Annotated in this window: 13 protein-coding genes; 6 read left to right on the top strand and 7 right to left on the bottom strand. The window is 71.7% G+C overall.

Annotated elements, in window-relative coordinates:
- Position 1 precedes the first annotated feature (1 nt).
- Positions 2–208 carry a DUF397 domain-containing protein gene (locus ACH4D3_RS06255; RefSeq protein WP_398316958.1) on the top strand — a complete coding sequence of 69 codons (207 nt, stop codon included), beginning with the start codon at positions 2–4 and terminating at the stop codon, positions 206–208.
- 290 nt (positions 209–498) lie between these two features.
- Here ACH4D3_RS06255 and ACH4D3_RS06250 read toward each other — a convergent pair whose 3' ends face one another.
- From ACH4D3_RS06250 to ACH4D3_RS06235, 4 genes are all read right to left on the bottom strand, one after another.
- A complete protein-coding gene (locus ACH4D3_RS06250; RefSeq protein WP_398316955.1) occupies positions 499–759 on the bottom strand; it encodes a hypothetical protein in 261 nt (86 codons plus the stop codon).
- Positions 760–1,205: 446 nt separating this feature from the next.
- On the bottom strand, positions 1,206–1,607 hold the full coding sequence (locus ACH4D3_RS06245; protein ID WP_398316952.1) for a hypothetical protein: 402 nt from the start codon (positions 1,605–1,607) through the stop codon (positions 1,206–1,208).
- A 40-nt stretch (positions 1,608–1,647) separates the two neighbouring features.
- Positions 1,648–2,514 (bottom strand): DUF2690 domain-containing protein, encoded by an 867-nt coding sequence (locus tag ACH4D3_RS06240; RefSeq protein WP_398316949.1) that lies wholly within the window; start codon positions 2,512–2,514, stop codon positions 1,648–1,650.
- A complete protein-coding gene (locus ACH4D3_RS06235; RefSeq protein WP_398316946.1) occupies positions 2,511–3,308 on the bottom strand; it encodes a peptidoglycan-binding protein in 798 nt (265 codons plus the stop codon). The genes ACH4D3_RS06240 and ACH4D3_RS06235 overlap by 4 nt, the downstream gene beginning before the upstream one ends.
- Positions 3,309–3,619: 311 nt before the next feature.
- Here ACH4D3_RS06235 and ACH4D3_RS06230 point away from each other — a divergent pair, with 311 nt between their 5' ends.
- Positions 3,620–4,087 carry a peptidoglycan-binding domain-containing protein gene (locus tag ACH4D3_RS06230; RefSeq protein WP_398316943.1) on the top strand — a complete coding sequence of 156 codons (468 nt, stop codon included), beginning with the start codon at positions 3,620–3,622 and terminating at the stop codon, positions 4,085–4,087.
- A 291-nt stretch (positions 4,088–4,378) separates the two neighbouring features.
- Here the strand turns inward: ACH4D3_RS06230 and ACH4D3_RS06225 are convergent, their stop codons facing one another.
- A complete protein-coding gene (locus ACH4D3_RS06225; RefSeq protein ID WP_398318881.1) occupies positions 4,379–4,888 on the bottom strand; it encodes a GNAT family N-acetyltransferase in 510 nt (169 codons plus the stop codon).
- Between the two features lie 1,516 nt (positions 4,889–6,404).
- Here ACH4D3_RS06225 and ACH4D3_RS06220 point away from each other — a divergent pair.
- Positions 6,405–6,980 (top strand): GNAT family N-acetyltransferase, encoded by a 576-nt coding sequence (locus tag ACH4D3_RS06220; protein ID WP_398316940.1) that lies wholly within the window; start codon positions 6,405–6,407, stop codon positions 6,978–6,980.
- A 95-nt stretch (positions 6,981–7,075) separates the two neighbouring features.
- Here ACH4D3_RS06220 and ACH4D3_RS06215 read toward each other — a convergent pair whose 3' ends face one another.
- The gene (locus ACH4D3_RS06215) at positions 7,076–7,915 is read right to left on the bottom strand and encodes an enoyl-CoA hydratase/isomerase family protein (RefSeq protein ID WP_398316937.1); all 840 of its coding nucleotides are present in this window, start codon (positions 7,913–7,915) and stop codon (positions 7,076–7,078) included.
- Between the two features lie 106 nt (positions 7,916–8,021).
- On the opposite strand from ACH4D3_RS06215, the gene ACH4D3_RS06210 reads away from it, so the two are divergent.
- Positions 8,022–8,408, top strand: a complete 387-nt coding sequence (locus ACH4D3_RS06210; RefSeq protein WP_398316934.1) for a winged helix-turn-helix transcriptional regulator — start codon at positions 8,022–8,024, stop codon at positions 8,406–8,408.
- A gap of 221 nt (positions 8,409–8,629) precedes the next feature.
- Entirely contained in the window at positions 8,630–11,635 is a 3,006-nt protein-coding gene (locus ACH4D3_RS06205) for a hypothetical protein (protein WP_398316932.1), read from the top strand.
- Between the two features lie 91 nt (positions 11,636–11,726).
- Here ACH4D3_RS06205 and ACH4D3_RS06200 read toward each other — a convergent pair whose 3' ends face one another.
- Positions 11,727–12,620: an SDR family oxidoreductase gene (locus ACH4D3_RS06200; protein ID WP_398316929.1), complete on the bottom strand. Its 894-nt coding sequence runs from the start codon at positions 12,618–12,620 to the stop codon at positions 11,727–11,729.
- Between the two features lie 155 nt (positions 12,621–12,775).
- Here ACH4D3_RS06200 and ACH4D3_RS06195 point away from each other — a divergent pair, with 155 nt between their 5' ends.
- Positions 12,776–13,468 carry a TetR/AcrR family transcriptional regulator gene (locus ACH4D3_RS06195; protein WP_398316926.1) on the top strand — a complete coding sequence of 231 codons (693 nt, stop codon included), beginning with the start codon at positions 12,776–12,778 and terminating at the stop codon, positions 13,466–13,468.
- Positions 13,469–13,655 lie beyond the last annotated feature (187 nt).

Below are 13,655 nucleotides of genomic sequence, written 5' to 3'. Positions count from 1 at the left end.
CTTGATAGCAGCCAGCCCTGAGCCCCGCTGGTTCAAGTCCTCGTACAGCGGGGGCAGCGGCACTGAATGCGTTGAGTGCGCGTACGGCCCATACGGCGCGTTGATACGCGACTCCAAGTGCGCCGATGGCCCCACACTGGACGTGCGGCTGAGCAGCTGGCGCCTGTTCATCGACTCAGTACGCCACACCTCGCAGCCGTCCTCCTGACCGACCGAGGCGGCTACGGCCTGTTCACCTCACTCGAAGGGCAGCCGTGGAGATCGACGCGTACTCACTATTGCCCTTGCGGGGCGTCGGGGACGTAAGGGCGGCTCTGACGGCAGGTCTCGGGTTCCCCGGTGACAAGAAGAACTTCGAGGGTGATTTGCAGCGCCCTCTGGAAGGTTCATCGGGGGCCGATCTCGCGCCCGTGGCCGCAGTCGTCGTCGACTACCGGGGACGGATCCGACTGTGCCAGGACCCCGACTTCGGGACCTCCGTCCAGGAGGGCGTCGACCTCACGATGCGACTGAAGCGGGAGGCCCGCGTTCACCGGACGCAAGAAGACCGAGCAGGTCACCGCCCGCCTGATCGTGCGCCGGGTGCGACGCCTGAACCCGCAAGCAGCCGCCGGACAGGGCGAACTGTTCGACACCTCGCGCTGCCACCCCGTCTTCACCAACAGCCCCTTCGCCCTGCTTCAGGCCGAACTGCACCACCGCCAACACGCCGTCGTAGAACAGGAAATCGCGGGCGGGAAGCCCTCCGCGCTCGCCCATCCGCCCTCGGGAAACTTCCAGGCGAACGCCGCCTGGCTGACCCTGTGGGCCACCTGTTCCATGTCCCGCCCGACTCGCTCGCACCGCGAGGATCAAACTGACCGCCCACCCGCCCGCCAACTGGCCGTGGCAGGACGCCTACCAGGACTTGTTCAACGCCGTCCACCACTCACCCTCGACACCCTGACGGCCTCCACCCACACCGCACCCTGACGGCCGCACCGGCCACGGGTGACACCGCCACCGCCCCAGCCCCGACTCGAAAGACCCCTCGGACAGGCCACGACGCGAACGCATCGGGCACTGCACGCCCTCGAACCCGCGCCCCACACCACCATCACCCCCAGCCAGAAACCGAACCTCGGAAACATCAGCCGGTGAATCCGGGCTCGGTGACCGACCGGGTGCCCGTGCCGCCTCCTGTTTGCCGAATTGGAGTGGGGTGGCTACCACATGACCTGGTGGAACTCCATGGTGCCGAAGGTCGTGATGTCCATCGCGTAGCTCCACAAGGCGTACCGCCGCTGGTCGGTACGGCGATAGGTCTTGCCGAAACCGTTGTCGACGATCTCGGTCCAGCCGTCGCCTTGTCCGTAGTGTGCGAACAGCCGTTCATTGCGCCGCGACGCGTCTTCTTCGGACTCCGCCGGGGTCTGGTAGATCACCTCGTGCAGCCGGCCGCGCCAGTGGGTGAGCAGCAGTCGGCCGCCGTCGATCAGGTATGTGTGCACGACCGCGTCGGAAGCCTTCTCATGAGGGTCCGACGAGTCGAGTGCGCCGGGGGCCCGCACTTCGTCGGCGACACACAGCAACTCCAGCAACGGCAGGACATCGGTGGGGCGCTCCATGAGGGACCACCTTAGTAGTTGGTGGGTCGCCGCCCGGCGGCTACGGAGGCGAGGACGAGCCGGCCGGGGTGGGGGCCTCGCCCACGCGGGCCTCGAAGCACTCCGGTTCGCCGTCGGCCGACGCGGGCCGGAAGCAGGCCCGTACGGTGCTACCGGGGTGGACCTCGGTCATCTCGGTGTAGACGAAGGTTGCCGCGTCGTCCTTGTTCCTGATGCGCACGCCGTGGGTCGGGCCCCCCGCCGTGACGTCCACCCGGTCGCCGATCTCGGTCCCCCAGGTCCGGGCCCAGCTCGCACCGCACTTCTCGCTGTGGCGCAGTTCGACGTGGGCGCCGGTGGCCGTGCGGTGCGAGGCGAGTGTGTCGGGGCCGACGCCGCAGATGAGGCGCATCGGGTCCCGGCCCTCGCAGGCGGCTCCGTGGCACAGGGGAGCGAAGGAGAACGGCACGGAGGCCGGCTGCGGCTCGGCCTCCCGCTCCTCCGAGTCCGGCAACAGGAGGAACAGCACGGCCGCGACACCGCCGACGACCACGGTGTACGCCGTCGCCAGCACCACCAGGAGCCTGCTTCGTCCGAGTCGCCGCCGGGTCCCGTCGGGCGGTGGCGGCTCCTGGGGGTGCGGCCGGGGCGGCTCGTTCGTGGGAGGGGCGGATGCGGGGGCCGCCGCGCGCCCACTCCAGTCCGACTCGGCGATCTCCCACAGCACGAGCAGTCGCCCGTCCGGTTCGTCCGCGAGCCTGCACAGCTCCCGTACGGCCTGGCGGGGAGGCAGGCTCTTGCCGTTGAGGTAACGCTCCCAGGAGGACTTGCTGTACGGCGTACGCTCCGCCAGCGCCACCAGGCTCAGGCCCGCGCGGGTCCGCAGATCCCGCAGCGCCACTACCAACCGCGTGTGTTCCGTGGTCACTTGGGCGCCGCCTCCCGCAGGGCCTGCCAGGTGGGCGGATCGATGACTCCGTTCACGATCAGTCCGTTCCGCTTCTGAAACCTCTCGACTGCTCGCCGGGTCTTCGGGCCGAATACGCCGTCGATGTCGCCCGGCGCGGTACCCGCCCGGCGCAGCAGGCACTGGGCCTCGGCCACTTCGAGCCCCACCTGGGAGTTGGACAGGAGGAGGTCCGTGGTGCGACTCAGGCCCGCGTACCAGCGAGCGTCACGCTGCTCCAGCCGGCAGGTGTAGATGACCGGCACCAGGGTCGCCGTCCAGGTGGCCGGGGTCGTCACGTCGGCGTCACGGCGGTCGTGCGCGAGTTGGGCGCGGGCCTCGGTGAGCCGAACGGCCAGCAGGAGGGCCACGGAGACGGACAGCACCGTGACCACGGCTCCCGCCGCGACCGCGGCACGCAGGAGGCGCCCGTACGGCTGCCGCTGGGCGGGAGTGTGTTCGGGTGTCGCGGAGGAGTCCTCGGGGGCGCCCGCGCCGGCCGTCCGTCCCTCCGCCCAGCGTTGGGCGGCGATCTCGTGCATCACCAGCAGCCGGGCCGGATCGTCACCGCCGATGCGGGCCATCGCCTCGACGGCTTCCAGGGGCGGCAGGGACCTGCCGTTCAGATAGCGCTGCCACGACTTCGCGCTGTATCCGGTCTTCACGGCCAGTCGCCGCGTGCTCAGTTCGCTGTGGTCCTTCAGCCTGCGCAGGCGCACGATCAGCTGGTGAACCTGCGGATGCAGTTCTGCGGGCAGTTCCTTCCAGCGCGACACGCTTCCCCCACTCGCGTTCGGACCGCGGCCCCGGCCCCTGTGTCCCGGCCTCATTCTGCACCAGCCGTCAGAGGCACCGTCCTGCCACCGACCCGGCCCCGGGGGCGAAACCAGCCGTGCCCCCTGTCGTCGCGGTCCCGCCGCAGGGACCCGGCGGTCGGCATCCGCGCAGGTCATCGTGCGGGACGTCCCGGGACGGGGTCACTTCCGCGTCACCGGTGGCCGAGCGTCCCGGCGAACCCGCAGTCTCGGTGCGGAGTCGGCCGCTGTGGTCGGCTTCTCCAAGCGCACGTCATATCGAGGGGCACAGCATGCGAGCTCTCACGAAGACACTTGTCAGTGTCACCGCGGCGGTCGGTATCGCCGCCGGCGGCCTCGCCTCCGCGGGCACGGCCGTGGCGGACACCTCACCCGCCCCGAGGTCCGCGGTCGCGGCCTCGTCCGCCGCGGTGGCCGCGTACAACAACCTCGGCCTCACCAAGATCCAGGCCTACGGCGTCCAGTGCTTCCTCAACACCTCGGTCTACGTCGACATCGACGTGGACGGATACCTCGGCCCGGCAAGCTGGAAGGCCATGCAGGGCTTCCTCAACAGGAGCTGGGACCAGAATCTCAAGGTCGACGGCATCGTCGGTCCGGCGACGATCAAGGGACTCCAGTACTTCCTCAAGCACGGCGGCTGGGGATACACCGGCAAGATCGACGGGATCGCCGGCTCGGGAACGCGTGCGGCGTTCGCCAAGTTCGGTCAGGCGACCGTGGAGCAGTTCTGCGAGTAGGCACGCGCCGCTCTCCCGTACGACAGAGCACGCGGAAGTCCGCTGCTTCAAGCCGGTCACCGAACAGGTGACGGTCCGCGAAGCGACGTGGACGTGAGCGAGGCCCCCGAGCCGTGTATCGAGATGTCCGACGTCCCGATCACACCGCTCGGGGGCCTCTCCCTGCCGAGTTGGTCGACCGCCCGGCCGAAGCGGTCTGTGAGGTGACCCTGGCGGGTCGCGTTCAGCCCGCAACATGGAGGTTGCTTGCGTCGAGTCCGGCGGGCCGTCGCAAGTGCCGCTGGACGGCGCTCAGAGGTTCTTGCGCATGAGAATGCCTATCGTCTCGTGGCGGCGGACCGTGCCGTCGGGGCCCTCCTCGTCCCAGGCGTCCGGTTCGCGGCCGTAGGCGACGTAGCCCAGGCGCTCGTACAGGGCGCGGGCGCGGGGGTTGTCCTCCTCCACGGCGAGTTCGGCCCTACGCAGGCCGCGGTCCCGGATTCGTTGTTCGGCAGTGCGGAGGAGCAGCGTTCCCAGGCCGCAGGACTGCAGCGCCGGTAGTACGGCGAGCTGCCATATGGTTCCGGCTTCCTCAGAGACCTGGTAGTCGATGCCGCCGATCGCCACCGGCAGGTCCACGGGAGTGCAGACGGCCAGGTAGTCCACCTCGCCTGCCGCAGCGCGGGTCAGCTCGCGCTCCACGTGGCGCAGATGGGTGGGCGAGCCGGACCAGGTGCACGCCGGCAAGTCCTGGTGCAGCAGATCGCGCACGGTGACACGGGTGGTGACGGTGGCGTAGGGGGCGTGGTCTTCAGAGGTCATGCCGCGAAGCATGCGACCTGGGAGATGGTGCGACAACGGAATTCTCCCGGCGCTTTCTGGCCGGGACGGGAACACGGCCCCCTGTCGCAGCGCCAGGAACCACCGCACCACGGCCGCCGTTCCCGCCTGCTGGGAGCCCAGGTGGCGGGAGCCGCCGTAGTCGGGGGTGCCGAGGTTGACCGCCGGGACGTGGACGCCGCGGGCGCGCAGGGCGGCCTGGCAGTGGGCGGTGTTCGCGGTGACGGCCTGTTCGTCGGCGTCGGCGTAGTAGAGCCGGATCGGGGCGCGCGGTGTCCAGTCGGTGCACACGCTGTCCGCGGTGCGCAGGGCTGCCGCCAGGCGTCCGGTCGGGTGGGCCAGCATCGCCCGGCCCCGGGGGGTGAGGAGTGCGTCGACGGTGTCCGGGGTGCCCGCCTCGACCTCCCGGCCGGTGTGGGTGCCGTCCAGCAGGCCTTCGATCGTCCGGTCGTACGGCGCGCGGAAGACCTGGGCCGGGGTGTCGTACAGGTGGTGCAGGCGGTTGAAGGCGACCAGGGTCAGGGCCGCGTAGATCACGCTTGCCTTCGGCTCGGTCCGGCCGGACAGGAGGGCGGGCAGTTCCGCGTCGCGGAAGGCGTACGCGCCGCTGATGGGCGCCACGGCTCGCAGCCGGAACCATCCGTCGGCGCCCTCCTGAAGCGACCTGGCCAGGCCCAGTGCCGCCGAGGCGCCCTGCGAGAAGCCGGTGACCAGGACGTCGCGCCGCAGCTCGCGGCCCTGCGCCCTCGCGACGGCGCGGGAGGCGCGCAGCATGTCGAGGGCGGCCGTCGTCTCCGAGAGAACGTCCATCCAGGGGTGCGGGCCGGGGCCCGAGCCCAGTCCGAGGTAGTCGGGGAGCACCGTGGCGAATCCGGCGGAGGCGTGGGTCAGGGCGGGGGCCTGGTCCCAGACGCTGGTCGACACGGAGGCGACGTCGGTCTTGGACAGCTCGGTGCCGTGGGTGAAGGAGACGGTTCGCAGGCGCCGTTCACCGTTGTGCGGCAGGGCCAGCAGGCCGCTGGCCCTGATGGGGCGGCCGTGCGGGTCGACGGTGCGGTACACGATCCGGTAGGTGGTCAGGCCGTAGCGTACGGCGCCGGTGTCCCAAGCACCGGCCTTGTCTCCCGCCAGTTCGGCCGCGGCCTCGCGGGCGGTGAGGGTGCGCAGGCGCTCGGCGGAGACGAGCGTGCCCCGCGGTGAGTCCGACGTGCCCGGCGCGACCGGCGCGACGGCGGCGGGTTGGGGAGTGCCCGTCGACTTCGCGGCCATGGCCGTCGTACCGCTCGCCGTCAGCGCGACCGCCATCGCCGAGATCATCAGCATGCTGCTCGTTCGCTTCATGCCGTGACCGTAGGTATCCGCCCGCAGGGTCGGCCATCCGGTCAACCTCCAAGGGGCATGGGGGTTTTCCCCAGGTGTCCCCAGGTGTCCCCGGTGACCGGGCCCTCGCCGGAAATTCGCTGTCGCGCCCGCCCCACGAGGGCGCAGGATGACGGGCATGACTCTGGCCACCCCCACCCTGGACACCGAACGCCTGCGGCTGCGGCCCTTCACCGAGGGCGACGCGGGCTTCCTCTACGCCATGCACAGCAGCAAGCACGTGATGCGCTACTGGGACTCACCGCCGTGGACCGAGCGGGCCCGCGCCGGGCGGTTCGTCGAGATGTGCCGGAAGATGGCGGACGAAGGCACCGGCGTGCGGGTGGCCGTCGACCGCGCCTCCGACGGGGCCTTCGTCGGCTGGTGCTGCCTGGTCGAGTGGAACCCGGTCTACCGCAGCGCGTCACTGGGCTACTGCCTCGACGAGGCGATGTGGGGCCACGGCTACGCGACGGAGGCCGCGCACGCCCTGCTGCGGTGGGCCTTCGACACGCTGGACCTGAACCGGGTCCAGGCCGACGCCGACACGCGCAACGCGGCGTCCGCCCGGGTGCTGGAGAAGGTCGGGTTCGTGCGCGAGGGGACGTTGCGGGAGGACTGCGTCGTCGACGGCGAGGTGTCCGACTCCTGGGTGTACGGGCTGATCAGGCGGGAGTGGCAGCCGTCGGCCGTCCCGGGCGCCGCCGTGCGTTGAGCCTGCCTCGGGCCGCTCTGCGGGCGACGGCGACGGCGACGGGCGACGCCGACGGGCCGCGGGCAGCGGGCAGCGGACAGCGGACAGCGGGCGCCTCACTGGCGCTGTGCTCCGCGCATCAGGGCCTCGAGGTCGCGTTCACCGGCGGGGGTCTGCGCGCCGTCGCGCAGGCCGCGTCCCATCAGTTGCTGGACGGAGGGCAGGGCGATCTGCGCGGCCCAGGCCTCGTTCTCGCGGGAGAGTCCGTCCGTGAGGTCTTCGGCGGGCAGCGCGTGCTTGGCCGCCGCGACGACGCCTTCGGGCAGGGCGGCGATGTCGCGGGCGACGCGGTCGACGTACGCGTCGAGCCGGTCGGCCGGCAGTGCCCGGTTGATCCAGCCGTAGGCCGCCGCGGTCTCGGCGTCGAAGAGGTCCCCGGTGAGCACCGCCTCCAGCGCACGGTTGCGGCCCACGCGCTCACGCAGGTACTGCGTTCCCCCGCCGCCGGGGACGATGCCCATCAGCGCCTCGATCTGGCCGATGCCGGCGGTCTCGGCGGCGGCGAACGCCATGTCCGCCGCGGCCACGAACTCCGCCCCGCCTCCCCGGGCCTTCCCGGCGAGCTTCACGATGGTCACCTGGGGCTGGCGGCGCAGGAGCTCGCCCACCGCCTGGAAGACGTTGACGTCGTCCACCGGACTGGACGCGGCGAGTTCCTCCAGTACGTCCATCCGCTCCCCGATGCGCATGTCCACGTGAGCGAGGAAGAACTCCGGGTCGGCGCTGGAGAAGACGACGACCCGAATCGACGGGTCGTCCCTGAAGGCGTCCAGCACCGTGCGCAGTTCGCGCATCATCGTCGCGTCGAGGACGTTGACCGGCGGGTTGTCGAGCACGATCCGGGCGATGCCGCCTTCGACGTCCACGCGCAGGGTCGCATAGTCATGGGTGTTCATGGGAATCTCCACTGGTAACCGAGAGACATGTAGGTTTGCGATGCATACCTACCGTCGCGGACGTGTTCGGGACGGTCAAGAACGCACTTTGGGAGAACCAGGGATCATGAGTGATACCGACCCCTACGGCGTTGCCGCGGGCGCACCCGTCGTCTTCCGGGCGGACTGCCCCAGCCGGCCGATCCTCGACCAGATCGCGGACAAGTGGTCGATGATGGTCATGGCGCTCCTGGAGCGGCCCATGCGGTTCAACGAGCTGAAACGCCGCCTGGAGGGCGTGACGCAGCGCGTCCTCACCCAGACCCTGCGCCGCCTGGAGCGGAACGGAATGATCGAGCGAAAGGTACTGCCGACCTCGCCGGTCGGCGTCGAGTACTCGCTCACGGCGCTCGGTGAGTCCCTGCGCGAGCCCTTCGGGCACCTCTACAGCTGGACCGTCGAGCACGGCGCGGAGATCCAGGACTGCCGGCGGGCGTACGACAGCAGGACCTGAGCGCGGCCGCCGGCCCGGTCAGGTCACCTCGGGACGTGTCATCGGCCGGCTCCCGAGGCGCGGGCGCGCGGGTACGCCAGTGCGCGGGTGCGCGGAGGGGCGCTGCGCGATCTTGGCACGTTCCGCACGCGTCCCTGCGGTGTTCGCCTGCCGCTCCCCTGCCGTTCGCCGCCCCTGGCTACCTTCGCGTGGCCCGGTCCGGCAGCAGGAGAGGTATGTCCATGAGCGCCCCTGTCCACCGCACCTCCGAACGGCCTTCCGCAGCCGCCCTGGCAGCGGCCCGGCAGCGTCGGGAGGAAGGGCGGGCCGGGAGTTCCTCCGGGTCCGGGACCTCGGCGGAGCAGGCCTTACTCGGGCTCCAGGCCAGCGCCGGCAACCAGGCGGCGGCCGCCACGGTGCAACGCGCCAGGGGCAGGACCCTGGAGCGGACCCCGGGGACCGGCGCCGCCCGTCCCGGGTCCGCGCCCGGCGCCCGGCGCGCCCCCGTCGGTCCCACCCGGCGCGGGTCCGAGTCCGGCACCCAGGGCATGGAGGCCGACCCCGCCCTCCGGGAACAGGCCACCAACGCCAGACGAGAAACCCTCGCCGCCGGCTTCACCCCCTCGGGCCGCACCCGACGCGCCTCCGACGCCGACACCCGGCCCGCCCCCGCAGGCCTCACCCGACGCGGCTCCGAATCCGGCACCCACGGCATGGAGGCCGACCCCGCCCTCCGGGAACAGGCCACCAACGCCAGACGAGAAGCCCTCGCCGCCGGCTTCACCCCCTCCGGCCGCACCCGACGCGCCTCCGACGCCGACACCCGGCCCGCCCCCGCAGGCCTCACCCGACGCGGCTCCGAATCCGGCACCCACGGCATGGAGGCCGACCCCGCCCTCCGGGAACAGGCCACCAACGCCAGACGAGAAGCCCTCGCCGCCGGCTTCACCCCCTCCGGCCGCACCCGACGCGCCTCCGACGCCGACACCCGGCCCGCCCCCGCAGGCCTCACCCGACGCGGCTCCGAATCCGGCACCCACGGCATGGAGGCCGACCCCGCCCTCCAGGAACAGGCCACCAACGCCAGACGAGAAGCCCTCGCCGCCGGCTTCACCCCCTCCGGCCGCACCCGACGCGCCTCCGACGCCGACACCCGGCCCGCCCCCGCAGGCCTCACCCGACGCGGCTCCCAGTCCGGCACCCAGGGCATGGACATCGACCCCGCCCTCCGGGAACAGGCCACCAACGCCAGACGAGAGGCCGAAGAAGCAGCCGCCAGAGCAGCACGCCTCCTCGAAGAAGCAGCGGCAGCCGCAGCCGCAGCCGAAGCGGAAAGGGAGGAGCGACGTCGTACGGAGGCGGAGGCGGAAGCGGCGGAGGCCGAGGCCCGGGAGCGCATCGCAGCAGCCAAGGCAGCGGCAGCGGAAGAAGACCGGCGCCGCCGCGGAGCGGAAGCGGCCGCCGAAGCGTTTCGACGCCGCCTCCTCGCAGGAGAAGCACGCCGCGCGGAAGAAGCGCGACCGCCCGTCGTGGTGGAAGCACACAACGTCGTCGAAGAAGCGGCGGCACACACCGCCGTCGAGGAGGAGGAAGAAGAAGCACGCGTCGCCGTGGAGGAGGTCACGCTCACGCCCGAGGAACGCGCGGCCAGAGACAGGCGCATCGCCGAACTCGAGGCCCGCTTCACCCCCTCGGGCCGCACCCGGCGCGCCTCCGACGCCGGCACCCGCCCCGACCCCGGCCTCGCCGACCTCACCCGGCGCGGCTCCGAACCCGGCATCCGGCACGTGGAGGTCGACACCGGTTCCCGGGAACGCACCGACACGACCGGCGACGACGAACGCGCCGCCGCCGACGCCCGCTCGGAGGCCAGGGCCGAACGCCTGAAGGCAGTCGCCGAGAACGCGGACCACGGCAAGAGGCTCCTCGACCCCACGGACGCCCTGGGCAAGGGTGTTCAGGCCCCCACCGCCGCGGGCCTCGGCCAGGACGCCACCGCAGCGGCGGCCTCCGCCCCGAAGACCGACACCACCGCCGCCGCGCAGGCTGCCGCCCAGACCCACGACGCCTCCGCCGCGGGCGTCTCCGGCGCATCCCTGAGCGGCCTCACCGAGCTCTTCTCCGGCGCGGCCAGCGTCGCGGACGCGTTCAGGAACCTGAGGACGGCCCTGAGCAAGGGGAGCGGAGCCGGGTACCACAACGCTCACAAAAAGGGCAAAACCAAGGCGACCGACGCGGGCATGAGTGTCTTCAGTACGGGCGCCAACGCCGGCACCATGGCCAAGGAAGGGGTCAAGCTGCAGGGTGTGGGAAGCACCGTGGCCTCCGCCGAGGCGAGCGGTGTGCTCAGCGGCGTCGCCGGTGTGGCCAAGGCCGTCCGGGCCGCTTTCAAGTCCAAGGGCGCGATCGGGAAGATCCACGGTCTGAGGCAGCTCCAGAAGCACAACGCCGCCCAGTCCCAACGGCTGCTCCGGCTGGAGGCCGAGGCCAACACCGCCGAGCTCAACGCCAGTTTCGCCCGCGAGGCCGTAGAGCGGGCGAGGAACGACCGCGAAGGCCGTACGGAGGAGGAGTGGGCGGCGGACCTCAGGACCGCCGGGGCCGCGTACGAGGCGACGGCGCTGATCGAGGCCCGGGCCAAGGCCGACTTCCTCAGCAACGCGCGGGACCTGGAGGACCTGACCTTCGCCACGAATCTCGCGAAGAGCAGGCAGGTCAGCAAGGCGGTCAAGGAAATGGGGGGCGGCGTCATGGGCGAGGGCCTCAAGGGAGCGGGCGGCTTCGCGACCGTGGCCATCGCCGCCACCGTGGGCCTGGCGTCCAACCCCGCGGGCTGGATCACCGCCGCGGTGGGGGCGGGCCTCGTCCTCACCACCGCCACCTACAAGGGAGGCAGTGCGGCCTACGGACGATTCCAGGAGGCCCACCACCCCGAGCTCTACACGCCGGAGGGCGAGCCGATACCCGCGGCCAAGGACACCGGCGATTCGCTGCTGCACGCCATGAAGTTCTGGAAGAAGATCACGCGGTACAAGCGCCAGCTGGCGGCGCACAAGATCTACAACATGGTCTCGCGCGAGGGCACCGATCCCACCCTGCGCGCCTCCGCCCTGCAGTTGCTGATCCTGATCAAGGCCGGTCCCACGGACCACAACCTGGAACGGCCCGAGTGGGAGGCGCGGCTCACGAACCCGGCCGAGAAGGCCGACGTGATCAAGGAGATCACGGACCAGCTCGCCTCCAGTTGATGACGCGGCGGGCCGGGAGCAGGGGGAAGCAGGTGACACAGGCCCCCGCTCCCGCCCCGCGCGGCCGGCCCGGACAGCCGGGGCGGCCCGCTCAGCCGTCGGCCGGCTGCTCGCCCGGTGCCTCCCGCAGTGCCTCCTCCAGCACCTCCCGCATCCCGACGGGCTCCCGGCCCAGCAGCGCGGCCAGCGTCGGGTCGGTCGTGGCGAACTCGCCGGCGCGGGCGGCGGCGAAGATGCCGAGGAGCTGGTCGGCGTAGTGCACGGGGACGCCCTGGGCCACCAGCTGGTCGTGGAAGGCGGCCTCGGGTGCGGTGCTCCGCGTGAACTCCCGCCCCGTCACCTCGGTGGCGAGGGCCGCGATGTCGTCGAAGGTCAGCGCCCGCGAGGCGGTGAGGGGTGGCGTGGGGCCGTCGATGCGGCCCTCGTCGGCCAGGACGGCGGCGGTCCCCTCGGCGAGGTCGGCGTGCGTGGTCCAGGCGACCGGGCCGTCCGCGGGGAGCAGGATCTCGCCGGTCTCCAGGGCGTGACCGAGGAAGCGTGTCGCGCTGGCCGCGTAGAAGCCGTTGCGCAGTGAGGTGAAGGGGACTCCGCAGCCGCGCAGGATCTCCTCGGTGGCGGCGTGGTCGCGGCAGGCCTGGAAGTGGGACGCCGCACCGGCGCCCATCTGGCTGGTGTAGAGGATGCGGCGGGCGCCCGCCGTGACAGCCGCCTCGATCGCGGTGCGGTGCTGCTTGACGCACTCCTCGCCCAGTTTGTCCACGGAGACGACGAGGACCTGGGCGGCACCCTCGAAGGCGTGGGCGAGGCTCTCGGCGTCCGTGAAGTCGCCCCTGCGGACCCGCACCCCCTGGTCGGCGAAGGTCCGCGCCTGCGGATGGCCGGGGTCGCGGACGCTGACGCCGACCTGTTCCGCCGGCACGCGGGCGAGCAGGTGCTCGACGATCCGACGGCCCAGCTGGCCGGTGGCTCCGGTAACGATGATCATGACGCGCTCCCGTGTTCAGGCTGTTGCGCTGTTTCCAGCAGCCGTTTCCAGCGACTGTCTCCAGCGACTGTGTCCAGTGGCTGTTTCCAGTGGAATCATTTCAACAGTAACAGCGATAATCACGATGGCAACACCGAAGCGGTATCGTTGGCCGCATGCCCTCTCGCTCCGACCGGACCCGGCAGCGGGTCATCGAGGCCGCCATCGGCCTGCTGACCCGCGGCGGCCGCGACGCCGTCACCACGCGGGCGGTCGCCGAGGCGGCGGGGCTGCAGCCACCGGCCATCTACCGGCTGTTCGGCGACAAGGACGGGCTGCTCGACGCGGTCGCCGAGCACGGCTTCGCGAGCTTTCTCGCCACCAAGCACGTCGACCCCGATCCACCGGACCCCATCGAGGACCTCCGGGACGGCTGGGATCTGGCGGTGGAGTTCGGTCTGGCCAATCCCGCGCTGTACACGCTGATGTACACCGAACCGGCGCGGACGGGTTCGGCCGCCTTCAAGGCCGGTATGGAGATCCTGATGGCCCGCATGCGGCGGCTGGCCGCCGGCGGATGGCTCCGCGTGGACCAGGAGCTGGCGGCCCAGATCATCCACGCCACGGCGCGCGGCGCGGTGCTCACCTGGCTGTCCCTGCCCGAGGACCGGCGCGATCCGGCCCTGTTCACCACCCTGCGCGAGTCCATGGTCGCCGCCGTCACCCACGAGCGCCCGGCCGTGCGGGAGGCCGGTCCGGAGGGTGCCGCCCGCGCGCTGCGCGCCACGCTCCCCGAGCAGACGGTGCTGAGCGAGGCGGAGCAGCGGCTGCTCGGCGAGTGGCTGAAGCGCCTCTCCGACACCGACTGAGCCACTACCAGGACCTCGCCCGTCGGGCCAACTCCCTTTTCAGCCACAGCGGTTCGGCCCTCATCGACGCATTTTTCGCGCCAAAGCCCCGACGCTTCCAGGCCGTGATCACGAGTCCGGCACCGTGCATGAGCACAACGTGAGCACAAGCGGTATGGTCCCCTTCCATATGCCGAACGCCGGTCGC

It is taken from the genome of Streptomyces sp. NPDC018026, from assembly GCF_044327745.1.
GTDB lineage: Bacteria > Actinomycetota > Actinomycetes > Streptomycetales > Streptomycetaceae > Streptomyces > Streptomyces rubrogriseus.
Note: the sequence above shows the minus strand (reverse complement) of the source record. Positions and strands in the feature narration are given on the sequence as shown.

Bases quoted from the DNA above. Each gene is read 5' to 3' on its own strand.
- ACH4D3_RS06250 (WP_398316955.1), bottom strand. From the start codon at position 759: ATGGGCGAGCGCGGAGGGCTTCCCGCCCGCGATTTCCTGTTCTACGAC.
- ACH4D3_RS06245 (WP_398316952.1), bottom strand. From the start codon at position 1,607: ATGGAGCGCCCCACCGATGTCCTGCCGTTGCTGGAGTTGCTGTGTGTC.
- ACH4D3_RS06230 (WP_398316943.1), top strand. From the start codon at position 3,620: ATGCGAGCTCTCACGAAGACACTTGTCAGTGTCACCGCGGCGGTCGGT.
- ACH4D3_RS06225 (WP_398318881.1), bottom strand. From the start codon at position 4,888: ATGACCTCTGAAGACCACGCCCCCTACGCCACCGTCACCACCCGTGTC.
- ACH4D3_RS06220 (WP_398316940.1), top strand. From the start codon at position 6,405: ATGACTCTGGCCACCCCCACCCTGGACACCGAACGCCTGCGGCTGCGG.
- ACH4D3_RS06215 (WP_398316937.1), bottom strand. From the start codon at position 7,915: ATGAACACCCATGACTATGCGACCCTGCGCGTGGACGTCGAAGGCGGC.
- ACH4D3_RS06210 (WP_398316934.1), top strand. From the start codon at position 8,022: ATGAGTGATACCGACCCCTACGGCGTTGCCGCGGGCGCACCCGTCGTC.
- ACH4D3_RS06205 (WP_398316932.1), top strand. From the start codon at position 8,630: ATGAGCGCCCCTGTCCACCGCACCTCCGAACGGCCTTCCGCAGCCGCC.
- ACH4D3_RS06200 (WP_398316929.1), bottom strand. From the start codon at position 12,620: ATGATCATCGTTACCGGAGCCACCGGCCAGCTGGGCCGTCGGATCGTC.
- ACH4D3_RS06195 (WP_398316926.1), top strand. From the start codon at position 12,776: ATGCCCTCTCGCTCCGACCGGACCCGGCAGCGGGTCATCGAGGCCGCC.